At 65.1% G+C, this 22,636-nt stretch carries 23 protein-coding genes; 4 read left to right on the top strand and 19 right to left on the bottom strand.

Going from position 1 to position 22,636, the window contains the following annotated elements:
* Positions 1–8: 8 nt before the first annotated feature.
* From ispG to ndk, 4 genes are all read right to left on the bottom strand, one after another.
* On the bottom strand, positions 9–1,325 hold the full coding sequence (gene ispG / locus PXJ20_RS11820; RefSeq protein ID WP_421030782.1) for a flavodoxin-dependent (E)-4-hydroxy-3-methylbut-2-enyl-diphosphate synthase: 1,317 nt from the start codon (positions 1,323–1,325) through the stop codon (positions 9–11).
* 88 nt (positions 1,326–1,413) lie between these two features.
* Positions 1,414–2,532, bottom strand: a complete 1,119-nt coding sequence (locus PXJ20_RS11815; protein WP_421030781.1) for a helix-turn-helix domain-containing protein — start codon at positions 2,530–2,532, stop codon at positions 1,414–1,416.
* 244 nt (positions 2,533–2,776) lie between these two features.
* Entirely contained in the window at positions 2,777–3,934 is a 1,158-nt protein-coding gene (rlmN, locus tag PXJ20_RS11810; protein WP_126875722.1) for a 23S rRNA (adenine(2503)-C(2))-methyltransferase RlmN, read from the bottom strand.
* Between the two features lie 110 nt (positions 3,935–4,044).
* Positions 4,045–4,470: a nucleoside-diphosphate kinase gene (gene ndk, locus PXJ20_RS11805; RefSeq protein ID WP_017778028.1), complete on the bottom strand. Its 426-nt coding sequence runs from the start codon at positions 4,468–4,470 to the stop codon at positions 4,045–4,047.
* A gap of 272 nt (positions 4,471–4,742) precedes the next feature.
* Here ndk and PXJ20_RS11800 point away from each other — a divergent pair, with 272 nt between their 5' ends.
* Positions 4,743–5,441, top strand: coding sequence for a Bax inhibitor-1/YccA family protein (locus PXJ20_RS11800; RefSeq protein WP_017778027.1), 699 nt, complete (start codon positions 4,743–4,745; stop codon positions 5,439–5,441).
* Between the two features lie 95 nt (positions 5,442–5,536).
* Here PXJ20_RS11800 and PXJ20_RS11795 read toward each other — a convergent pair whose 3' ends face one another.
* The 10 genes from PXJ20_RS11795 to PXJ20_RS11750 all read right to left on the bottom strand — a co-directional run bounded on the left by PXJ20_RS11795 (position 5,537) and on the right by PXJ20_RS11750 (position 14,713).
* Positions 5,537–6,310 (bottom strand): MBL fold metallo-hydrolase, encoded by a 774-nt coding sequence (locus PXJ20_RS11795; RefSeq protein WP_126875723.1) that lies wholly within the window; start codon positions 6,308–6,310, stop codon positions 5,537–5,539.
* An 8-nt stretch (positions 6,311–6,318) separates the two neighbouring features.
* The gene (gene bamC, locus PXJ20_RS11790; RefSeq protein WP_026122092.1) at positions 6,319–7,458 is read right to left on the bottom strand and encodes an outer membrane protein assembly factor BamC; all 1,140 of its coding nucleotides are present in this window, start codon (positions 7,456–7,458) and stop codon (positions 6,319–6,321) included.
* 127 nt (positions 7,459–7,585) lie between these two features.
* Complete coding sequence (gene dapA, locus PXJ20_RS11785; protein ID WP_199541469.1) at positions 7,586–8,509, bottom strand: 4-hydroxy-tetrahydrodipicolinate synthase; 924 nt, start codon at positions 8,507–8,509, stop codon at positions 7,586–7,588.
* Between the two features lie 44 nt (positions 8,510–8,553).
* Positions 8,554–9,204, bottom strand: a complete 651-nt coding sequence (locus PXJ20_RS11780; RefSeq protein WP_421030780.1) for a class I SAM-dependent methyltransferase — start codon at positions 9,202–9,204, stop codon at positions 8,554–8,556.
* Positions 9,205–9,207: 3 nt separating this feature from the next.
* Positions 9,208–10,410 (bottom strand): tryptophan--tRNA ligase, encoded by a 1,203-nt coding sequence (locus tag PXJ20_RS11775; protein WP_026122090.1) that lies wholly within the window; start codon positions 10,408–10,410, stop codon positions 9,208–9,210.
* A 4-nt stretch (positions 10,411–10,414) separates the two neighbouring features.
* Positions 10,415–11,080, bottom strand: a complete 666-nt coding sequence (locus PXJ20_RS11770) for a site-2 protease family protein (RefSeq protein WP_421030779.1) — start codon at positions 11,078–11,080, stop codon at positions 10,415–10,417.
* Positions 11,081–11,108: 28 nt separating this feature from the next.
* On the bottom strand, positions 11,109–11,744 hold the full coding sequence (locus tag PXJ20_RS11765; protein WP_277597818.1) for an L-threonylcarbamoyladenylate synthase: 636 nt from the start codon (positions 11,742–11,744) through the stop codon (positions 11,109–11,111).
* A gap of 144 nt (positions 11,745–11,888) precedes the next feature.
* Entirely contained in the window at positions 11,889–12,719 is an 831-nt protein-coding gene (locus PXJ20_RS11760; RefSeq protein WP_421030778.1) for a 3',5'-nucleoside bisphosphate phosphatase, read from the bottom strand.
* 161 nt (positions 12,720–12,880) lie between these two features.
* Positions 12,881–13,765 carry an alpha/beta fold hydrolase gene (locus PXJ20_RS11755; RefSeq protein WP_421030777.1) on the bottom strand — a complete coding sequence of 295 codons (885 nt, stop codon included), beginning with the start codon at positions 13,763–13,765 and terminating at the stop codon, positions 12,881–12,883.
* Between the two features lie 117 nt (positions 13,766–13,882).
* Positions 13,883–14,713 (bottom strand): ferritin-like domain-containing protein, encoded by an 831-nt coding sequence (locus PXJ20_RS11750; RefSeq protein ID WP_421031008.1) that lies wholly within the window; start codon positions 14,711–14,713, stop codon positions 13,883–13,885.
* Positions 14,714–15,029: 316 nt separating this feature from the next.
* Here PXJ20_RS11750 and PXJ20_RS11745 point away from each other — a divergent pair, with 316 nt between their 5' ends.
* The 3 genes from PXJ20_RS11745 (at position 15,030) to PXJ20_RS11735 (ending at position 17,168) form a co-directional block, all read left to right on the top strand.
* Positions 15,030–15,554, top strand: coding sequence for a gamma carbonic anhydrase family protein (locus tag PXJ20_RS11745; RefSeq protein ID WP_413213671.1), 525 nt, complete (start codon positions 15,030–15,032; stop codon positions 15,552–15,554).
* Between the two features lie 137 nt (positions 15,555–15,691).
* Positions 15,692–16,642 (top strand): Hsp33 family molecular chaperone HslO, encoded by a 951-nt coding sequence (gene hslO / locus PXJ20_RS11740; RefSeq protein WP_042301048.1) that lies wholly within the window; start codon positions 15,692–15,694, stop codon positions 16,640–16,642.
* A gap of 136 nt (positions 16,643–16,778) precedes the next feature.
* Positions 16,779–17,168 carry a hypothetical protein gene (locus PXJ20_RS11735; RefSeq protein ID WP_017778014.1) on the top strand — a complete coding sequence of 130 codons (390 nt, stop codon included), beginning with the start codon at positions 16,779–16,781 and terminating at the stop codon, positions 17,166–17,168.
* A gap of 30 nt (positions 17,169–17,198) precedes the next feature.
* On the opposite strand, the gene ftsB is transcribed toward PXJ20_RS11735, so the two are convergent.
* The 5 genes from ftsB to PXJ20_RS11710 all read right to left on the bottom strand — a co-directional run bounded on the left by ftsB (position 17,199) and on the right by PXJ20_RS11710 (position 22,588).
* Positions 17,199–17,648, bottom strand: a complete 450-nt coding sequence (gene ftsB / locus PXJ20_RS11730) for a cell division protein FtsB (RefSeq protein WP_126875730.1) — start codon at positions 17,646–17,648, stop codon at positions 17,199–17,201.
* Between the two features lie 86 nt (positions 17,649–17,734).
* Complete coding sequence (eno, locus tag PXJ20_RS11725) at positions 17,735–19,018, bottom strand: phosphopyruvate hydratase (protein WP_017778012.1); 1,284 nt, start codon at positions 19,016–19,018, stop codon at positions 17,735–17,737.
* Positions 19,019–19,153: 135 nt separating this feature from the next.
* Positions 19,154–20,008 (bottom strand): 3-deoxy-8-phosphooctulonate synthase, encoded by an 855-nt coding sequence (gene kdsA / locus PXJ20_RS11720; RefSeq protein ID WP_126875731.1) that lies wholly within the window; start codon positions 20,006–20,008, stop codon positions 19,154–19,156.
* Complete coding sequence (locus PXJ20_RS11715; RefSeq protein WP_421030776.1) at positions 20,005–21,666, bottom strand: CTP synthase; 1,662 nt, start codon at positions 21,664–21,666, stop codon at positions 20,005–20,007. Before PXJ20_RS11715 ends, kdsA begins: the two co-directional genes overlap by 4 nt.
* 118 nt (positions 21,667–21,784) lie before the next feature.
* On the bottom strand, positions 21,785–22,588 hold the full coding sequence (locus PXJ20_RS11710; protein WP_017778009.1) for an alpha/beta fold hydrolase: 804 nt from the start codon (positions 22,586–22,588) through the stop codon (positions 21,785–21,787).
* Between the last annotated feature and the right edge of the window lie 48 nt (positions 22,589–22,636).

Below are 22,636 nucleotides of genomic sequence, written 5' to 3'. Positions count from 1 at the left end.
ACGTTTATTCAGTTGAGCGCGGCGGCACGACCATAGGTGCGCTCGACGTAATCGCTCACGATCTGCTGGAACTCCTGCGCGATGTGTTCGCCGCGCAGCGTCTTGACCTTCTCGCCGTCGATGAACACCGGCGCGGCCGGGTTCTCGCCCGACCCCGGCAGGCTGATGCCGATGTTCGCGTGCTTCGATTCGCCCGGTCCGTTCACGATGCAGCCCATCACGGCCACGTGCATTTCTTCGACACCGGGGTACTTGTCGCGCCACACCGGCATCTGCGTGCGCAGGTACGTCTGGATCTGCGAGGCCAGTTCCTGGAACAGCGTGCTCGTGGTGCGACCGCAGCCCGGGCATGCAATCACCATCGGCGTGAACGAGCGCAGACCCATGGTCTGCAGGATTTCCTGACCTACCACCACTTCGCCCGTGCGCGAGGCGCCCGGCTCCGGCGTGAGCGAAATGCGGATCGTGTCGCCGATGCCCTGTTGCAGCAGCACCGACAGCGCGGCCGTGGAGGCCACAATGCCCTTCGAACCCATGCCCGCCTCGGTGAGCCCGAGGTGCAGCGCGAAATCGCAACGGCGCGCGAGTTCCTGGTACACGGCGATCAGGTCCTGCACGCCGCTCACCTTGCACGACAGCACGATGCGGTCGCGACCCAAGCCGAGTTCCACTGCGCGCTCGGCCGAGCCGATGGCGGACCGGATCAGCGCTTCGTACATCACGCTCTGCGCGTCCCACGGCTCAGCGCGCGCGCCGTTCTCGTCCATCATTCGCGCGAGCAGATCCTGGTCGAGGCTGCCCCAGTTCACGCCGATGCGCACCGGCTTGTCGTACTTGACGGCTGCCTCGATCATCTGGGCGAACTGGGTGTCGCGCTTGGCACCCTGCCCGACGTTGCCCGGATTGATGCGGTACTTCGACAGCGCCTCCGCGCAGCCGGGGTAGTCGCGCAGCAGCAGATGACCGTTGTAATGGAAGTCGCCCACGAGCGGCACAGTCACGCCCATGCGGTCGAGCTGCTCGCGGATGGCCGGCACGGCCGCCGCTGCTTCCGGCGTGTTGACCGTGATGCGCACGAGTTCGGAACCGGCCTGGGCGAGTTCCTTGATCTGGATGGCCGTGCCGATGGCATCGGCGGTGTCGGTGTTCGTCATCGACTGCACGCGCACCGGCGCATCACCGCCGATCGTCACGAGCTGGCCGCCCCAGCGCACGTGCACGGCCTGTGATTTACGACGTGCCGCGTGGCCGCCCACGATCGGTTCCGACGACGAAATCTGGCTGCAGGATTGGACTTGCGGTTCGGATTGCATCAAAAGACCCATTTACGCCGCACGCGCCCCGCAATGGACAGGACGCGCGAATTGAAAAGGCGTCGCGGCACGAGCGACCGCGGCGCATGCCTTGACAGGATCAGGGCAGGACGAAGCGTGCCACATTGCCCCGCGCCGCCGCATATTTGGCCGTATCGACCGGCTGGCCGTCGAGCGTGATCGACTCGAGACCGGCCTTGTTGCCGATGGTCACCTTCAGTGGCGGCTCGCCGGCGATCTCACGCGATTCGCCAGCGCGAACGATACCGGAAAACACTTCCTTGCCGTCTTTCTGCCGGACGCTGAACCAGCTGTCCTGCGTCACGCGCACAGCGACGGTGGACTGCCCGGCCGCCGGAGAGGCCGCCGCGGAGGCGCCGGATGCCGTCGTAACTGCAGGGGCGCTTGCCGTCTGCACTACCGCGGTGCTGGGCGCTGCGCTGGCGGCCGTGCCGGGCTGGACACCCGGCGACGCGACCGCCGGCAAAGCTGCCGACGCACCGCCCGGCGATTGCCCGGCTTGCGCGTCGCTGCCCGCAGCGGCGGATTGATCGTTCGACGCTGCCGCTGCCGCCTCCGCGCCGGACGCCTGCTGTGCCCCAGCCGTTTCGCCTTGCGCGACCGTGGCCGACGCCACCTGCGGGCCGGTTGCCGTCGCGCCGTTGGCGCTTGCCTTCAGCCGCGCGAGCCACGCAGACGACTCACCGCCGTTGTTGTGCCACATCGCGAGCGCAATCACGGCGACTACCAGCGCCGCGATGCCCCAAAGCCACGAACGATGGCGCGACTGGCTGCCGCCGAGCGACAGCGACACGCGTCCCCGCGGCAGATCAGCGCCTGCCGACGCGGGCATGCTGAGATCAGGCTGCGGCACGCCCTTTTCGCGCCGCAGCGCCTGGGTGAATGGCGCGGGGTCCGCCCCCAGCATCTTCGCGTAGCTGCGCACGACGCCGAGCGCGAAGGTCGTATCGGGCAACTGGCTGACGTCGCCGGCTTCCAGGGCTCGCAGCTTGGCCGCGGAAACCTTGAGCCGGGCCGACACGTCGTCAATGGTCCAGCCCTTCGCTTCGCGCAGTTGCGCGAGTCTTGCCCCCAGTGCTGCGAGGGAATCGGGCACCGGCTGCACCGCAGGCTGCGCCGGAGCCGGCTCTGGCGTCGCGCCTGGTAGCGGACGCGCCATGTTCCTGTCTGACCCGTATGGCTGCTGCGGCTCGCTCATCCCAAATCCTTGCGTCGATTCTTGTTTATGCCACCCGGCCGTACCGGATGTGCAGACCGTTTATAACAAAATGCGCGGCCTGTGTGCCGCATCCGATCGCAATTGCGACGTGTCGCGACAGATCGTGTTCGACTCGCCGCCCCGCTTTTCACCTGTTTTCCCGCAACTCTCCGGCCCGTTCCCCGCAGGCCGACGACATCGGCAGCCGCGACGCCATGCGTCGCCGCGCCTTTTACCACTTCCTTCAAACCGCACGTACCTCGATCACTTTCCCAGCACCGCGGCCTGTGCGCTCCGCAAGTCGCGTGCGGTCCTTCACCGCGCCCGCGAGCTGGCCGCAGGCCGCGTCGATATCGTCGCCGCGCGTTTTGCGCACCGTGGTCACGACGCCCGCATCCATCAACACCTGAGCGAACCGCTTGATCTGTTCCGGCTTCGAACGGATCAGCCCGGATTCGGGGAACGGATTAAACGGAATCAGGTTGAACTTGCACGGCACGTCGCGCGTCACGGCCAGCAGTTCGCGTGCATGCGCTTCAGTATCGTTGACGCCGTCCAGCATGCAGTATTCGAACGTGATGAAATCGCGCGGCGCCACTTTCAGGTAGCGCTCGCAGGCGGCCATCAGCTCGCGCAAGGGGTACTTGCGGTTCAGCGGCACGAGTTCGTCGCGCAAGGGATCGTTCGGAGCATGAAGCGACACCGCGAGCGCGACCGGCAGATCGGCGCCGAGTCGATCCATCATCGGCACGACACCCGAGGTCGACAACGTGACGCGGCGGCGCGACAGGCCGTAGGCGTTGTCGTCGAGCATCAGCCGCATGGCCGGCACGACCGCATCGTAGTTGAGCAAGGGCTCGCCCATGCCCATCATGACCACGTTGGTGACGACACGTTCGCCCTTGCCCTCGCCACCCACGGCGCGGCCGCCTGCTTCGGCGCCCCGCGAGGCGCGCAGCGCGAACTCGGCCATGCGCAACTGGCCAATGATCTCGCCCGTGGTGAGATTGCGCGAAAAACCCTGCTTGCCAGTGGAACAGAACCGGCAATTCACCGCGCATCCTGCCTGCGACGACACGCAGAGCGTGCCGCGCGTCTCTTCCGGGATGTACACGGTTTCGACGGCATTGCCGTTGCCGACGTCGATCAGCCACTTTCTCGTACCGTCGGCCGAAACATGGTCCGACAGAATGTGCGGCATGCTGATGACGGCACGGCCTTTCAGCTTCTCGCGCAACGATTTGGCGAGATCCGTCATGCCGTCGAAGTCGGCGGCGTTGTACTGGTGAATCCAGCGTTGAAGCTGTTTGGCGCGAAACGGCTTCTCGCCGAGGCGCTCGCAGTATGCGACGAGGCCTTGGGCGTCGAGATCGAGAAGGTTGACGGTTGAACTGCTCGTCATGTCGAATCCTGCCATTTCAGTGCGAGGCGGCCTTCCGGCGACACCATTGCCGTGCTGCCTGAAAACCGCGCCGTTCGCGACCGTATTGCTGCCGGTGAACGTTTACCAGCTTAGCGCGAGTAGACGTTGACTTCCGGGAAGAAAAACGCGATTTCCACGCGCGCCGTTTCGGCCGCATCCGAACCGTGGACGGCATTGGCGTCGATGCTGTCGGCAAAGTCCGCACGGATCGTGCCCTTCTCGGCCTTCTTCGGGTCGGTGGCGCCCATCAGCTCGCGGTTCTTCGCGATGGCGTTTTCGCCTTCCAGAGCCTGTACCATCACCGGACCGGACACCATGAAGTCGACGAGGTCCTTGAAGAACGGGCGGCCAGCGTGCACGGCGTAGAATTTCTCAGCGTCGGCGCGCGACAGCTGGACCATACGGGCAGCGACGATCTTCAGGCCGGCATTTTCAAAGCGGCTGTAGATCTGACCGATCACATTCTTGGCCACTGCGTCCGGCTTGATAATCGACAGGGTGCGTTCGATCGCCATAAAAACTCCAGAAAATTAAGAGGTTACAAATTCAAACGAATCTGCAATTGTAGCATGATCCCATGTATGATTGCGATTGAACCCTTACATATCCGAAAGGATCCAGGGATTTAATCCGCAAAGAAACGCAGCGCCCGGGCAGCGCGTTGAAACTCCGGGGCGCCGCGCTTATCTTAGGAATGTGACCTGGCGTGCGGCGCACAAAAACCGCCCGCCGCCGCCCTTTCACCGGGACCACCGCGCAACATCCGCGTCTGACGCAAGGAGAAACCATGAACGAATATCCCTACAATTTCGGCCGCAGCGGTACCGTTGTAGCGGCCGAAACCCGCAACCGCGTACTGCGCAACACCTACTGGCTGCTCGCGCTGTCGATGGTGCCCACCGTACTCGGCGCGTGGGTGGGCGTGGCGACCGGCTTCTCGCTGTTCGCGGCCACCAGCCCCGCCATGAGCCTGCTCGCATTCTTCGCAATCGCGTTCGGCTTCATGTTCGCCATCGAGCGCACCAAGAACAGCGCCGCCGGCGTGTTCGTGCTGCTCGGTTTCACCTTCTTCATGGGCCTGATGCTGTCGCGGCTACTCGCCTTCATCCTCGGCTTTTCCAACGGGCCGTCGCTGATCATGCTCGCGTTCGGTGGCACCGGTGTGATCTTCACGGCCATGGCGACCATCGCCACGGTCAGCAAGCGCGACTTTTCGGGCCTCGGCAAGTGGCTGTTCATGGGCGTCATCGTGATCCTGCTGGCAGGCATCGCCAACATGTTCCTGCATCTGCCCGCGCTCATGCTGACGGTGTCCGTGCTGGCTATCGTGATCTTCTCCGCCTACATGCTGTTCGACGTCCAGCGTGTCGTGAACGGCGGGGAAACGAATTACATCACTGCCACGCTCGCGATCTATCTGGATCTCTATAACGTTTTTACGAACCTGCTGGCACTGCTGGGCATCTTCGGCGGCAACCGCAATTAAGCAATCTTCAGCAACAATCAAAACGCCCATGGCCTGACGGTCATGGGCGTTTTGATTTGGGGCTTAAGCGGCGACGCGTCGCGCGGACGCGATCCTCAGAGCGTCAGCCAGTCGAAGCCGTCGGCCTGCGTCGCGATACCTATTTCCGTCGCCGCGTTGCCGAGCACCGTCGCCATCGCTGTCCGCGCGAGTTCCGCCGTATTGTTCTCCTGGCTCAGATGCGCGGCCACCAGATGACGAAGCCGGGAACGGTCGAGCGACGCGAGGATGCCGGCCGCCGCCTCGTTGTTCAAATGCCCATGGGCGCCGCCTATGCGGGCCTTCAGCGAAGGCGGATAGCGACTCGCGGCCAGCATCTGCAAGTCGTGATTGCACTCCAGCACGAGGGCGTCGCAGCCGCTGAGCACCGTGCCGATGTGCGGCGTCGATGTGCCGACGTCGGTGAGCACACCGAGCCGGTTCGCACCGTCCGAAAACACGAACTGCAACGGCTCCCGCGCGTCATGCGGAACGGTGTATGGCAAGACATGCACGTCGCCGATCGCCACCGCCTCGTCGCCCCACAACACGTTGAGCTCGACGTCGGCCTCGTCGGCACCCACGGCGCGCGCGGTGCCCCAACTCGTGTAGAGCGGAATCGACCACTTGCGGGCAAGCGTCAGGGCGCTGCCAATGTGGTCGCTATGCTCGTGGGTAATCAGAATGGCGTCGAGCTGCCCGGCCTCGAAGCCGACGCGCGCGAGGCGCCGCTCCATCTCGCGCGCCGAAAAACCGCAATCGAGCAGCACGCGTGTGACGGTCGCGCCGCTCGATGCCTCGACGATCAGTGCATTGCCCTCGCTGCCGCTTCCAAGACTGGCGAAGCGCACGGGCGGGCTTAATTGAGTTGCGCGTGAAGCAGCGACACGATGCGCTGCGCTTCCGACGACGTGTCGACCTGGCCATTGGCGTCCACCACGGCCACTTGCGTCAGCGCGTCGCCCTTGGCTCGCACGTTGACCATGAACTCCTGGCCCGGCTTCCTCGACTTCGATCCGCTGTAGAACAGCTTGCCAAGGAGACCCTCGCCCTTGAGTTCCTCCATCGAATCCGCGTAGCGCACGTAGTAGATGCCCTTCGTGCGATCGCGGTTGTCCACGGTGAAATTGGTGCGGTCCAACGCCAGGCCGACGCGCAGCCAGGCGCGGTCGAACGATTCGGCCAGATCGAGCGTCGCGGCACCCGCGCTCTTGTCGAGCTGCGCCGGCGCCGTGCTGGTGCGGGCGTCCGTCAGCAGTTGCTTCGACTGTGCATCGGTCAGACCGAACTTCTGCATCAGCTTCGAGAGGAACGAGGCTTCGAGTGCCGGATCCCGCGGACGCTCCACCCAGCGCGACGAGGTCTTGTCCTGGCCCGTCAGCACTTCTTCCATCGAGCTGTGCGTAATGGAGATGTCGGTTGCGCCATTCGGTCCGCGCGACACGAGGGTGCGGAAACGGTCGCGCGTGCCCGACGAATAGGCGAAGTCGATCACGCGGCCAATCGTGCGGCGGAACCAGTCGTCGGGAATGTTCGCGCGGTTTTCCGCCCAGTCGGTCGACATGATGCCGGTGGCCGGCGCGTCCGTGGTCAGCGTGAAACCGTTCTCCTGCCAGAACGCCTGAAGCTGCGGCCACAGCTGTTCCGGCGTGCGCCCGTCCACCACGAGCCAGCGGCGGTCGCCGTCGCGCTCCACGTGCATGCCGAGCGGATCCTGCGCGTTCGGCGTGCCTTCTGTGGCGTTGCCGGCCGCCGTGACGGCGCGTTGCGGTGCGCCGCCGAGCGCAAGGCTCGCGGGCGGCGCGACGTAGCGCTGATCCTGCTGCGCAGCCGACAGGTCCTTCGGCACGCTGAGCGCGGGCGCGCTAGGCGTGTCCTTGTAGTTGACGCGGTCGGACGCGAACCAGTCGTTCAGCGACTCGCAACCGGCGAGCGAACCAAGGGCGAGCGCCAGCGCCGCCATGCGGGCTGCGTTCAGAGAAAATACGGAACGTTTCATGGGGTCCTTCGTGATGCTGGAACGCGGTGCCTTGCTCGATACGGAACGAGAGCGGTGTCGACGTCGGTTAGAGGAATGCCGGGCGGGGAATACCACGCAACCTGGGCTACGCTACCTGCGGCCGGGTTCAGGCCAATGCGCCGGACACGCCGGAAAGTCCGGCCTCACGCAGCGCGGCGCGCACGACCTCGTGATAGCGGGCGTCGAGCGGCGTGAGCGGCAGCCGGATACCGCCTTCGATGCGCCCGAGCGCCTCGAGTGCCCACTTCACCGGAATCGGGTTCGATTCGATGAACAGGTTCTTGTGCAGCGAAAGCAGCTTCAGGTGGATGGCGCGTGCCGTCTTGACGTCGCAGGCAAGCGCGGCCTTGCACAGGTCGCTCATGGCGCGCGGCGCCACGTTGGCCGTCACGGAAATATTGCCGTGGCCGCCCAGCAGCATCAGCGCGATCGCGGTGGGGTCGTCACCACTGAAAATCGAGAAACCGGCCGGCGCGGCCTTGATGAGATGCGCCGCGCGGTCGATATTGCCCGTCGCGTCCTTCACGCCCACGATGCCGGGCACGTCGGCGAGACGCAGAATCGTCTCGTTCGACATATCGGCCACCGTACGCCCCGGCACGTTGTACAGGATGACCGGCAGGTCCACCGTCTCAGCAATCTTGCGGAAGTGGCGATAGATGCCTTCCTGCGTGGGCTTGTTGTAGTACGGCACCACCTGCAGCGTGGCGTCGGCGCCTACGGCCTTGGCCCGCTCGGTCAGCTCGATGGCCTCGGCCGTCGAATTGCCGCCCGAGCCCGCGATCACGGGAATGCGGCCCGCCGTGTGCTCCACCGCGGTCTTGACCATCAGGATGTGTTCTTCGACCGACAGCGTGGCGGATTCGCCGCTCGTCCCCACGACTACCAGCGCATCCGTGCCCTCTTCCACATGCCAGTCGATCAGCTTGCGGAACGCCGGCAGGTCGAGGCTGCCGTCTTCGTGCATAGGGGTGACGATCGCGGGGATGCTGCCGCGGAAAATAATGCCGTCCTGAGTGCCGTTAGCCATGAAACGCCAGTCAAATTAATCGGATAAACCGGGATTGTAACGGATTAGCCAGCCAGATCGTAACGAGCGGGAGGTAAGGATTCCGCGGAGTCGGCGTGCCGTTCTGGCACCAGAACTGCGCAGATCCGCTGCACGAACGCCGGCCTAGGCGTGGCGAGAAAACCGTCCTGAAACGCGACCACGCGCAGACGCGGCCGCACCACATCGAGCAGTTCCCCCGGCGCGAGCAAAAACGCGGGATTCGACGGCTTGCCCACCGTCTCGTTGCCCTGCGCGAAAGTTTCGTAGAGCAGCACCCCGCCCGGCGCAAGCGAATCCAGCAAGCGCGCGAAGAGCGGCCGGTGCAGATAATTCGTGACGATCACGGCGGCAAACTTCCGGCCATCGTCGAGGGGCCATGGGCCGTTCTCGATGTCGGCCTGCACGGTCACGATGCCGGCCTCATCGCGCAAGGCGGCGAGCGCCGCGGCGTCGCGGTCGATGGCGACGACAGGATGGCCGCGCGAGGCGAACCAGCGCGCGTGCCGTCCGCTGCCGCATGCAACGTCGAGCACCGGGCCACCGGGGCTCACGAGATGCGCCCAGCGGCGCACCCAGCGCGATGGCTCGGGCGCTGCGGCCAGCGAGCCGTCGCCAGACGCGCGGCCGCCGCTCGCGCCACCGGGATTCGCCCCACAGCCGGACATCGAAGCCATTTATCAGCTGTACGCGAGACCCATGGCCTCGCGGACGTCGCGCATCGTCTCGGTGGCGAACTTGCGGGCCTTGTCGCAGCCGTCGGCGACAATCGCGCGCAGCAGCGACGGGTCGTCCATGTACTTCTGTGCGCGCTCGAGCATCGGCTGCTGCTCGCGCAGAATGCCTTCGATCACCGGCTGCTTGCACTCCAGGCAACCGATGCCCGCTGAGCGACAGCCCTTCTGCACCCATTCGTGCGTCGTCTCGTCCGTATAGACCTGATGCAGTTGCCAGACCGGGCACTTGTCCGGATCGCCCGGGTCGGTGCGACGCACGCGCGCCGGGTCGGTCGGCATGGTACGCACTTTCTTCGTGATCGTTTCGGCATCTTCACGCAGGCCGATGGTGTTGCCGTACGACTTCGACATCTTCTGGCCGTCGAGACCCGGCATGCGCGACGCTTCGGTGAGCAGCGCCTGCGGCTCGGGCAGGATGATCTTGCGTGCGCCTTCCAGATAGCCGAACAGCCGCTCGCGGTCGTTCATCGAGAGGCTCTGCGACTCCTGCAGCATGGCGCGCGCCTGTTCGAGCGCCTCGTCGTCACCCTCTTGCTGGTACGCGTTGCGCAGTTCGTGGTAGAGCTTGGCGCGCTTGCCGCCGAGCTTCTTCGCCGCTTCGAGCGCCTTCTCCTCGAAGCCCGGCTCGCGGCCGTACATGTAGTTGAAGCGGCGCGCGATCTCGCGCGTCATCTCGACGTGCGGCACCTGGTCCTCGCCCACGGGCACGAGCGAGGCGCGGTACAGCAGAATGTCCGCCGCCATCAGCACCGGATAGCCGAGAAAGCCGTAGGTCGAGAGGTCCTTGTCCTTGAGCTTCTCCATCTGCTCCTTGTAGGTCGGCACGCGTTCGAGCCAGCCGAGCGGCGTGCTCATGCCGAGCAGAAGCGCGAGTTCCGCGTGTTCGGGCACCCGGCTCTGGATGAAGAGCGTGGCCTGGGCCGGATCGATGCCCGAAGCGAGCCAGTCGATCAGCACTTCCCAGACGTTCCCCTCGATCACCTCCGGCGTTTCGTAGTGCGTGGTGAGCGCGTGCCAGTCGACCACGCAAAAGAAGCACGGGTACTCGGACTGCAGCCGAACCCAGTTTTTCAGCACGCCGTGGTAGTGGCCGAGGTGCAGCGACCCCGTGGGTCGCATGCCGGAGAAGATACGGTCTGGGAACATGGTGTTATGAAAAGAGCGAAACAAGGGGAGTCAGAATTGCGGTGATCGCGGCGTAGCCGAGCGCGACGAGCGGCTGAAGCCAGAACCTCGTCAGCACGCCGGTGACCACGAGCGCCATCACGATGAAAAAGCCATAAGGCTCAAGGCGCGAAAGCGCAATCGACGAGCGCGCCGGCAGCAGCGCGGCGAGCACGCGGCCGCCGTCGAGCGGCGGCAGCGGAAACAGGTTCAGCACGCCGAGCACGAGATTGACGCCCACGCCGGCCGCGGCCATGCGCGTGAAGAACGGCTCGTCGACGGCCAGCACCGCGAGCACCACGCCGAACACGCCCCAGATGAGCGCCTGGATGAAGTTGCACGCGGGCCCCGCGAGTGCGACCCACAGGCTACCCCAGCGCGGATCGCGCAGATTGCGGAACGTGACGGGCACGGGCTTGGCATAGCCGAACATGAATGCGCCGCTGGTCAGGAAATACAGCACGAGCGGGATCGCGATGGTGCCGAGCGGATCGATGTGCCGCATCGGGTTGAACGACACGCGGCCCATCATGTAGGCGGTGTTGTCGCCCAGCAGGCGCGCGACGTAGCCGTGGGCCGCCTCGTGCAGCGTGATGGCGAAGATGACGGGCAGCGCGTAGACGACGATGGTCTGTATCAAGGAAGAATCCATAGCGGGCTATTGTATCCGGGCGGCGCCCTCATGCCGTCTCTTCGAGCCCGAACGGCGCGAGACTACCGCGGCCCGCGCGCACGAGCACCGGCGTTTCGCCCGTCAGATCGATCACCGTGGACGGCTCGCACGGACACGCGCCGCCGTCGATGACGAGATCGATCTGCTTTTCGAGCCGCTCGCGGATTTCCTCGGGATCGTTGAGCGGCGCGGTGTCGGGCGGCACGATCAGCGTGGAGCCGATGAGCGGCTGACCCAATTCTTCGAGGATCGCGAGCGTAATCGCGTGATCGGGCACGCGCAGGCCGATGGTCTTGCGCGATGGATGCGAGAGCCGCCGCGGCACTTCCTTCGTCGCCTGCAGCACGAACACATACGGGCCCGGCGTGACCGACTTGATCAGCCGGTACTGGCGGTTGTCCACCATGGCGAAGTTCGCGAGTTCCGAGAGATCACGCACGAGCAGCGAAAGCAGCTGACGTTCGTCGAGTCCACGAATGCGCCGCAGGCGCTCGACGGCCTGCTTGTCGTCGAGATGGCAGGCGAGCGCGTAGCTCGAATCGGTAGGCAGCGCGACGAGGCCGCCGTCGTTGATGATCTGCACCGCCTGCTTGACGAGCCGCGGCTGCGGATTGTCGGGGTGAAGCCGGAAGTATTGGGACATGGGTCGGAGTTCAGGAAGTCCGCTGCGGGACGCTCCCCAGCCGTGCCGACTGGTGTCGGCCGGACCGATGGGCGAGCGCGCCGGCTGAAGACAGGCAACGATGGGCAAAGACGGACGAACGGGCGCGCCGTTCGCAGCGCGCCATCACAGCCAGCGTTCCCAGACCGGTGTCAGGTAGTCGGGCAACGGCGGCAGGCTGCCGAGTTCGATGCTGTCCGGTCCCGGCGCGTGGAAGTCCGACCCGCGCGACGCTTCGAAACCGTAACGACGCGCCACGGCGGCGTATTCGGCGTACTGGTCCGGCGTGTGGCTGCCGGTCACCACTTCGATGGCCTTACCGCCCAAGTCGATGAATTCGCCGAAAAGCGCGTCGAACTCCAGCGGCGAATAGGCGTAGCGGCCCGGGTGCGCGATCACGGCCTCACCGCCCGCGCCTTTGATCCACCGGAGGGCGTCCTCGAGTTTGGCCCACCGATGCGGTACGTAACCGGGCTTGCCGTCGCCGAGAAAGCGGGTAAACGCGTCCTGAGTCGAGGCGGCATAGCCCTTCTCGACCATGAAGCGCGCGAAGTGGGTACGCGAAATCAGATCGGGATTCGAGACGAATTCGAGTGCGCCCGCGTAGGCGTCCGGTATGCCGAGTTCGGCGAGCCGCTCGGCGATGGCTTCGGCACGCGCCGCGCGTCCGTTGCGCGTGCGCGCAAGGCCCGCCACGAGATCAACGTTCTGCGGATCGATGTTGAGCCCCACGATGTGCACCGTGCGCGATGCCCAGGTGACCGATATCTCCACACCAGACAGATACCGCATGCCGAGCGCCGCGGCAGCTTCGCGCGCCTGCGCCTGGCCGCCCACCTCGTCGTGATCGGTCAGCGACCACAGCGTGACACCGCCCGTGTGCGCACGCTGCGCCACGACGGCGGGCGCGAGCTGGCCGTCTGAAACGGTCGAATGGCAGTGCAGGTCAGCGTTCATTGGGAAGGAAAAAAGTTAAGCAATCATTCTACTGCAATGCAGTAAGCGCGGTTGAGGCAAGGCAGGCTCCGCCGCGAGGCGGGCGGTGCCCCGATATGCCTCCATCGTGCCACCTCGGTCCGAGAAGCAATCCTTATGCGCACAAACTCGTATTCCCCGCCTCACGCGCAGAACGCTTCGATCAGCGCGGCGACCTGTTCGGGCTGATCGTGATGAACCATATGACCGGCGTCGTCGATGATCTTCTCGCGCCAGTCGGGAAACGCGCGGAAACGCGCCTTGAATTCGTCGAGCGGAATGTCGCCTGCCAATTGCGCGAGCGTGGGCGACGCAGCGGCCTCCACATGAAGCACCTTCGCGGCGACCTTCGACCACACCGCCGTGACTTCGTCGAGCCGGTACAGCAGCGGCCCACGCAGCTTGTGGGCGGGGTCGGCGAGCAGCATGTAGCCGCCCTCGCCGTCCGGCTTCGACCAGTGGCGCGCGAGAAAACCCGCGCGCGCAGGGTGCAGACGCGGATTGGTCTTGATGAGGCGCGCAGCGACGTCGTCGAGCGACGCGTAGCGGCGCAGCGCTGACGGCTCACGCAGATCGTCGAGCCAGGCCCGCAGCCGTCCCGGCGACTGCGCGGCACGGGCCGGCGCGAGACCGAAGCCTTCCAGATCCACGACGCGCCGCACGCGTTCGGGCCGCACGCCCGCATACAGACACACCACGTTGGCGCCCATGCTGTGCCCGACGAGATTCACCTGCCCCTCGGGCGCGTAGTGATCGAGCAACGCGTCAAGGTCGGCGAGATACTCCTGGAACCAGTAAGTGCCGCCCCCGCGCTCGGCGACCGGCCAGTCGGAGAGACCGAATCCGCGCGCGTCGGGAGCGATGACCTGCCAGTCGCCGCCCAGGGCATCGACGACGAACTGGAACGACGCGGCGACGTCCATCCAGCCGTGCAACATGAACAGCGTTGGGGCGTCGGGGCGGCCCCAGCGCAAGGTGTGCAAACGGACGCCACGGACGATGACGAAATCGGACTGGGGAGTATTCATGTGCGCCTGCCGCAAAAAAGAATGATCGTTCGATTATAGCGGTAGCGAGTAGCCGGCGCCGGGCACCGCTTTTTTGTGGCTTCGATGTACTGCTGCGCCGGTTGCCCGTCGCTTTTTTCAGCCATCTCCGCCAGCAGCGTCTTCACCGGCGGCGAGCTTTGTCAGCGCGGTCAGCTCCGCCTCGTCGAATCCGGCCTCGCGCCGGGCGTCGAAATTGAATGGACCACGCAGGCGCGGGGCCTTGTAGCGCTCGGCCAGCGCGAGCCAGGTCTCGTGCGGATCGAGCCGCCGCTCCGCACACAGGTGCCGGAACCAATGGTTTCCGATCAGAACGTGCCCCACTTCGTCGCGCAGGATCACATCGAGGATGGCGGCGGAGGCATGGTCGCCCGCCTGGACGAGGCGCGCGCGAATGGGCGGCGACGCGTCGAGGCCGCGCGCCTCCAGCGTGCGCGGCACGAGCGCCATGCGGGCCAGCACATCGTCGCGCGTGCGTTCGCACATTTCCCACAGACCGTCGTGTGCGGGAAAGTCGCCGTAGGTCGCACCGAAGTCGGCTAGCCGCGCGGCAAGCAGCGAAAAATGATGCGCCTCTTCGGCAGCAACCTTCAGCCAGTCGCGATAAAAGCGCTCGGGCATGCCGGCAAAGCGCCAGACAGCATCGAGCGCAAGATTGATCGCGTTGAACTCGATATGCGCAAGCGCGTGCAGCAGGGCCGCCCGCCCCTCTACGGTGCGCATGCTGCGCCGCTGGAGTAACCGCGGTTCGACCAGTTCGGGCCGTGCGGGGCGGCCCGGCAGCACAGCCGGTTCGTCGAACGTTCGCGCCGGGTCGCATTGGGCGGTACCGGCAAGCACGCTTGCGTACAGCGCGCTTGCTGCCCGGGCCTTCGTCGCCGGGTCGCACTCGGTCAGTACAGTCAGCGCAACAGCGCGGGCGCACGTCACCTGAAGCCCGGAGCCGAAAGCATTCGCGGCGGCCGAGCAGGCGGCCCCACCCTGCCCGCTGGCGCAAGGGGCGGAGCGGGAAACAGCCGGCAAAGCCGCTTCCTCGCCATGGCTCGCAGCGACGACGGCCGGGGAATTTGAGTCGGGACGGGCGGAATTCATACGGCAGCAAGATGGAAAACGGGCGCGGCGGCGCACGGCGGCATTGTGCCAGACGGCCTCTTCACGCATCCATTTACAATACGGGATTGACCTTGCAGCGCCCCGCGCATCCAACCAGCGGCGCCCCCATCCCATCTGAAGGAGACAGTTTCCCGTGGCAATCTACAAGCTTGGCGACGCCGCCCCGACCATCCACGAAAGCGTGTTCGTCGCGGACACGGCGACCGTCATCGGCAAAGTCACGCTGGACGAAAATTCGAGCGTCTGGTTCGGCGCGGCTATCCGCGGCGACAACGAACCGATCACGATCGGCCGCGGCAGCAATGTCCAGGAAGGCGCGGTGCTGCATACCGACCCCGGTTATCCGCTCTCGATCGAAGCCGGCGTGACGGTCGGCCACCAGGCCATGCTGCACGGCTGCACGATCAGGGAAGGCGCGCTGATCGGCATTCAGGCCGTGGTCTTGAATGGCGCGGTGATCGGCCGCAACTGTCTGGTGGGTGCCGGGGCCGTGGTGACGGAAGGCAAGGTGTTCCCCGACAACTCGCTCATCCTCGGTGCGCCCGCCAAGGTGGTGCGCGAGCTAACGGAGGAAGACATCGCAAAGCTGCGCCGCAACGCAGACAACTATGCGGAACGCCGCGCCTGGTTCAAGGCGAACCTCGTGCGGATCGGCTAGTGCCGATGCGGGCCGCCTGACCACGACACATCATCCGTGTCCGGGGCATCCCGCAGGCCTCGCCGGCAAGGAACAGGCAAGACAACGGCACCGCGCGCAGGCAGCGCAACGCCGTGTAATTCAGCGAAGGAAATATTGTGAGCGACCAGTTGCAGAAATTCATGTTCAGTGCGGCCCCGGTGCGCGGCGAGATCGTCTCGCTGCGCAATACGTGGCAGGAAGTACTGACGCGCCGGACGTACCCTGCGCCCGTGCAGACCGTGCTTGGCGAAATGATGGCCGCGTGCGCGCTGCTGTGCGCCAATCTGAAGTTCGACGGCACGCTGATCATGCAGATCTTCGGCGACGGGCCCGTCAAGATGCTGGTCGTGCAGTGCAATTCGGAGTTGTCGATGCGTGCCACGGCACGCTACGGAGACGCCACGCCAAATGTAATCGGCGAAGAAGCAAGCCTTGTCGATCTCGTGAACGTCAACGGCAACGGCCGTTGCGTGATCACGCTGGATCCGCACAACAAGGTGCCAGGACAGCAGCCTTATCAGGGCATCGTGCCGCTCAACGGCGAAGACGGTCCGCTGCAGTCTGTCGCGGCCGTGCTCGAGCACTACATGCACCACTCCGAGCAGTTGGACACACGCCTGTGGCTCGCAGCGAACACCGAACGCGCGGTCGGCATGCTGCTGCAGAAACTGCCCGGCGACGGCGGGATCGTGCCGCATCCCGGCGAACTCGACGCCGACACGTGGGAGCGCGTGTGCACGCTCGGCAATACGCTCTCGCAGGAAGAACTGCTGAAGGAAGAGCCGCAGACGGTGTTCCGCCGGCTCTTCTGGCAGGAGAACGTGCGCCATTTCGATCCGGCGCCGGCGCGCTTCGAGTGTTCGTGTTCTCGCGAAAAGGTGGGCGCCATGCTCAAGATGCTGGGCCGCCCGGAAGTGGACAGCGTGATCGAGGAACGCGGCCACGTCGAAATTCATTGCGACTTCTGTAATCAGCGGTATGAATTCGACCCGGTGGACGTCGCGCAACTTTTCGTCGCGAGCGGTCTCTCAGAAGGAGTCGCGCCCGCGGCCGGACAGCGGCACTGAACTGCTGCGCTGAACCGGCACGAATGCGCATCGCTTCCGCTCAGTCCGTCAGGACACCGCGGAAGCAACAGAAAGTGTTAAACGGCGGCGCCTCGCGGGGTGATCTTGTTTAGGCGTCCGACCGATGGAGGTCGCCATGAATGCTCACAACCGTCCCTCGCTCGCGCTGCGTACGCGCTTCGCCCTGTCGACGCTGGGCGTGGCAGTCGCCTTGAGCGGCTGCATGATGGACCCGCCGGGCCCCTCGCCCATCTATAGCCGCCTGCCCGCCGACCAGTCCGGCGTGCCAACAGGCGCCCAGGCATTGACGCCACAAGAACGACAACGTTACGACGCGATCGACAAGCAGGTGCTCGCCGACCAGAACCGCGCCATCGCCGCCGAACAGGCGGCCGAAACGTGGTCGCGCTACTACTCGCCGCCGGCGCCCATGACGGTCTACGGCAGCTACTACGACGGCGGGTGGGGACACGGCTGGGGGACGGGAATCGGATACGGCTATCCGGGCTGGGGATGGGGATGGTGACAATACGGATGGCGTCACCGATGCCGGTGTTCAGCCAGTGCTCTTCGGCTTGACGTTCTTGCCGTGCGCGTCCTTTGCGGCGCGCGCATGTTTCTTGTCGGGCTTCGCACGGGATTCCGGGTTCGGCACCACACGCACGGGCGCCGCCGAAACTTCCCCGCGCGTCGAAGTATTCGGCGCCACGTTGTTCGATGCAGGCAGCGGCGCATTCGGCGAGACGAACTGCACGAATACCTCGCTGTCCTTCACCATGCCCATTTCGTAGCGTGCCCGCTCTTCGACAGCGGACGTCCCGCTCTGCAGATCCTGCACCTCGCCGGCAATGCGCTCGTTGCGCAGCTTTTCGTCTGCGTTTTTCTTCTGCTGCTCGGCCAGTTGCTGCTGCAGTTCATGGACACGCAGCCAGCCGCCATGCCCCCACCAGAGGGGGTACTGGATCAACACCAGCAGAATGATCAGAACGACAGTGACAAGCCGCATGAAAGGAGCCGGACAATACAAGTCGCCCTGCGCTATACGCAGGGCGACGGGGAAGGATCAAAAACCAGGAACGGCGCTGACGTTCATCAACGCAGATTGTAGAACGTCGACTTGCCCGGGTAGCTCGCGATGTCGCCGAGGTCTTCTTCGATACGCAGCAGCTGGTTGTACTTCGAGATGCGGTCGCTGCGCGAGAGCGAACCGGTCTTGATCTGACCGGCGTTCAGGCCCACCGCGATGTCGGCGATGGTCGAATCTTCGGTTTCGCCCGAGCGGTGCGAGATCACAGCCGTGTAACCCGCGCGCTTGGCCATCTCGATGGCGGCGAACGTTTCGGTCAGCGTGCCGATCTGGTTGATCTTGATGAGGATCGAGTTCGCGATGCCCTTCTCGATGCCTTCCTTCAGGATGCGCGTGTTGGTAACGAAGAGGTCGTCGCCCACGAGCTGGATCTTCTTGCCGAGGCGCTCGGTCAGCAGCTTCCAGCCGTCCCAGTCGCCTTCGTGCATGCCGTCTTCGATCGAGACGATCGGGAACTTGTCGGCCAGCGTGGCGAGGTAGTCGGTGAACTCCGCTGACGATAGCTGCAGGCCTTCGCCCGCGAGCTGATACTTGCCGTCGTGATAGAACTCGCTCGCTGCGCAATCGAGCGCGAGCAGCACGTCTTCACCGGCACGGTAGCCGGCCTTCTCGATGGCCTGGAGAATCGTGGAGAGGCATTCATCGTTGCTGCCGAAGTTCGGCGCGAAACCGCCTTCGTCGCCCACGGCCGTGCTCATGCCGCGGTCCGACAGAATCTTCTTGAGCGCGTGGAACACTTCCGCGCCGCAACGCAGCGCTTCGCGGAAGGTCGGCTGGCTCACCGGCACGATCATGAATTCCTGGATGTCGAGGCTGTTGTTCGCGTGCGCGCCGCCGTTGACGATGTTCATCATCGGAACCGGCAGTTGCATCGCGCCCGATCCACCGAAATAGCGGTAGAGCGGCAGCCCTGCTTCTTCTGCGGCGGCCTTCGCCACGGCCATAGACACCGCGAGCAGTGCGTTCGCGCCCAGACGCGACTTGTTGTCGGTACCGTCGAGCTCCAGCAGCGTCTTGTCGAGGAACGCCTGTTCCGACGCGTCGAGGCCCATGATTGCCTCGGAAATCTCGGTGTTGATGTGCTCGACCGCCTTCAGCACGCCCTTGCCGCCGTAGCGGCCGGTTTCGCCGTCGCGCAGTTCGATCGCCTCGCGCGAGCCGGTGGACGCGCCCGACGGCACCGCCGCGCGCCCCATCGTGCCCGACTCGAGCAACACGTCGCATTCGACAGTGGGATTGCCTCGCGAATCCAGAATCTCACGACCGATGATGTCTACGATTGCACTCATGGTTTCCTCAGGAAATGACGTTGAATTCTTACGGCGACGACGGCGTTCGAACCGCCCGGGCATCGTCCGGGCATCGCTGCCGCACGCGGCTCGCGGCGGGCACCCCACACGACGCGCGCCCGCGCGGGACGCGCATCAGTTGAAATCGTGCTCGAGGAACGGCTTGCGCTTCACGGCCTCGTCGAGCGTGAGCAGCGTTTCGAGCAGGTCCGCCATGCGGTTGAGCGGCACCGCGTTGGGACCGTCCGACTTCGCCTCGGCCGGGCGCGGGTGGGTTTCCATGAAGAGCCCCGCCACGCCCGTCGCGACGGCCGCGCGTGCCAGCACCGGCACGAACTCACGCTGACCGCCCGAACTCGTGCCCTGTCCGCCCGGCAACTGCACCGAGTGCGTGGCGTCGAACACGACCGGCGCGCCCGTCTCGCGCATGATCGCAAGCGAACGCATGTCGGACACGAGATTGTTGTAACCGAATGAAACGCCGCGTTCGCAGGCAAGGAAGCGGTCTTCGGAGAGCCCCGCTTCGCGGGCCGCTTCGCGCGCCTTGTCGATCACGTTCTTCATGTCGTGCGGCGCGAGGAACTGGCCCTTCTTGATGTTGACCGGCTTGCCCGAACGCGCACAGGCGTGGATGAAATCGGTCTGACGGCACAGAAACGCCGGCGTCTGCAGCACGTCCACCACCGAAGCAACCGGTTCGATTTCCGCTTCGCTATGCACGTCGGTCAGCACCGGCAGGCCGAGCTGGCGCTTCACTTCGCCGAGAATACGCAGCCCTTCGTCCATACCGAGCCCGCGAAACGACTTACCGCTGCTGCGATTGGCCTTGTCGTACGAGGATTTGTAGATAAACGGCACGCCGAGCTTCGCGCAAATTTCCTTGAGCCGACCGGCCGTGTCGATCGTCATCTGCTCCGACTCGACCACGCAGGTGCCCGCGATCAGGAAAAACGGCTTGTCGAGACCGACCTCGAACCCGCACAGCTTCATGCCTGCTCCTTGACGCGCGACTGTTGGCAAGCGAGCGCCGCTTCGACATACGCCTTGAAGAGCGGATGGCCGTCACGCGGCGTCGACGTGAACTCGGGGTGAAACTGCACGCCGACGAACCACGGATGCAGATCGCGCGGCAACTCCATCATTTCCGGCAGATCTTCGCTCGGCGTGCGCGCGCTGATGACGAGGCCGCCCGTCTCCAGTTGCGGCACGAAGCGGTTGTTGACCTCGTAGCGGTGGCGGTGACGCTCGTTGACGTCCTTGCCGTAGATCTCCGAGGCCATCGTGCCCGGCTTGATCGGGCAACGTTGCGAGCCGAGGCGCATGGTGCCGCCGAGATCCGACTCCTCGTCGCGCTTTTCGACCTTGCCTTCGCGGTCGTACCACTCGGTGATGAGTGCGACGACGCGGTTCGGCGTTTCCGGATCGAACTCGGTGCTGTTGGCGTCCTTGAGGCCCACCACGTGGCGCGCGAACTCGATCACGGCGAGCTGCATCCCGAGGCAGATGCCGAGGTACGGCACCTTCGCCTCGCGGGCGTACTGGATCGCCTTGATCTTGCCTTCGGTGCCGCGCCGGCCGAAGCCGCCCGGCACGAGCACCGCGTCGAGGTGCTTCAGGTTTTCGACGCCCTCGGTCTCGATCTGCTCGGAGTCGATGTACTCGATGTTGACCTTCGTCGACGTATGGATCGACGCGTGCTTGAGCGCTTCGATGAGCGACTTGTACGACTCAGTGAGATCGACGTACTTGCCGACCATGCCGATCGTCACTTCATGCTTCGGATGCTCGAGCTTCTCGACCATCTCCGACCACACGGAGAGGTCCGCGGGCTTCGGCGAGAGCTTCAGTTCCTCGCACACGATCGCGTCGAGCCCCTGGTCGCGCAGCATCTGCGGAATCTTGTAGATGCTGTCCACGTCCCACACCGAAATCACGGCGTCCTGCGGCACGTTCGAGAAGAGCGAAATCTTCTGGCGTTCGTCGTCGGGAATGCGGCGGTCGGCGCGGCACAGCAGCACATTCGGATAGATACCGATCTCGCGCAGCTTCTGCACGCTGTGCTGCGTGGGCTTGGTCTTCAGTTCGCCCGCCGTCGCGATGAACGGCACCAGCGTGAGGTGGATGAAGCACGCGTTGTTGCGGCCCATGCGCAGACTCATCTGCCGCGCCGCTTCGAGGAACGGCAGCGATTCGATGTCGCCCACCGTGCCGCCGATTTCCACGATCGCGACGTCCGGCTCGCCACACGTGGCCGATGCCGCACCGCGCTCGATGAACGCCTGGATTTCGTTGGTGATGTGCGGGATGACCTGCACCGTCTTGCCGAGATAATCGCCGCGGCGTTCCTTGCGGATCACCGATTCGTAGATCTGGCCCGTGGTGAAGTTATTGGCCTTGCGCATCTTCGTGCTGATGAAGCGCTCGTAGTGGCCGAGGTCGAGGTCGGTTTCCGCTCCGTCTTCCGTCACGAACACTTCGCCGTGCTGAAACGGGCTCATCGTGCCGGGGTCGACGTTGATGTAGGGATCGAGCTTGAGGAGGGTGACTTTCAGACCGCGCGATTCGAGGATCGCGGCGAGAGAGGCGGCGGCAATACCCTTGCCGAGGGATGAAACTACGCCGCCGGTGACGAAAACATATTTGGTCATCGCTGGATGCTCGCGGGAAAAACGGATTATACCGTAAAGGCTCGCCTTTCCTGGAATCCGTCCCCGCAAAAATCACCATGCGAGGGTGCGGCGAAGGGTGCCGCGAAGCAACGCGCCGCTACCCTTCGCGTTCGAGCCGGCGCAGCATGCCGAGCACCGCGCGCGCGGTATCGATGGGCCGCTCCATCGGGTAGAGATGGCTGCCTTCCATCCATTCGATGTTGCCGCCCGCGGCGAGCTGCGTCGCCGCGAGTCCCACCTGGCGAATCTCCTTCGAGCGCGTGCCCGCGATGAACCCGACCGGCACCGGCGCACCATGCGCGAGCCGTGCACCGAGCGTATGCGGCAACGTGCGGTAGATCAGGTATTCGATGCGCCGATCGAACGCGAGCGAGCGGCCGCCGTCGGGCGCCGTTTGCGGAATACCGAAGTCGATGTAGTCGGACAGCACGCGCTCGTCCCAGCGCGCGAACGCCGGCTTCGCATGGAAGTGCCGCCACGCCTCGTCGCGGCTCGCCCAGTGCGTGCGGCGCGTGCGGGTTGCCGCGGCGGGCGAGAGGCGCTCGTCGAGCCCGGTCCACTGCGAGACACGCAGCACGCTGCTGCGCCAGCCGGCGATCACAGGCGAGTCGAGCATCACGACGCCCCTCACCCACTGCGGGCGCCGCAACGCCGCCATGAGCGACAGATACCCGCCCAGCGAATGACCGACGAGCCATACCGGCTGCTCGTACGAACGTTCGACGTCCGCGAGCAGCTCCTCGACGAGATGCGGCCAGTCGCGCGTGACGGGATACCGCGGGTCATGACCGATGCGCTCGACGAAGCGGATCTCGTAGTCGTCGGCGAGTTCGGCGAAGAGCGTCCGGTAAGTGGGCGCCGGAAAACCGTTCGCGTGCGAGAAGTGGATGACGTTCTTCAAATGCGTGTTGTCTCCTTGATGGTTCTCGACGGTGCTCGCGGATGCTTC

The sequence above is a fragment of the Paraburkholderia sp. A1RI_3L genome (assembly GCF_048957895.1).
Taxonomy (GTDB): Bacteria; Pseudomonadota; Gammaproteobacteria; order Burkholderiales; family Burkholderiaceae; genus Paraburkholderia; species Paraburkholderia kururiensis.
The sequence above is the reverse complement of the archived record's forward strand: the minus strand, read 5'-3'. Positions and strand labels throughout refer to the sequence as shown.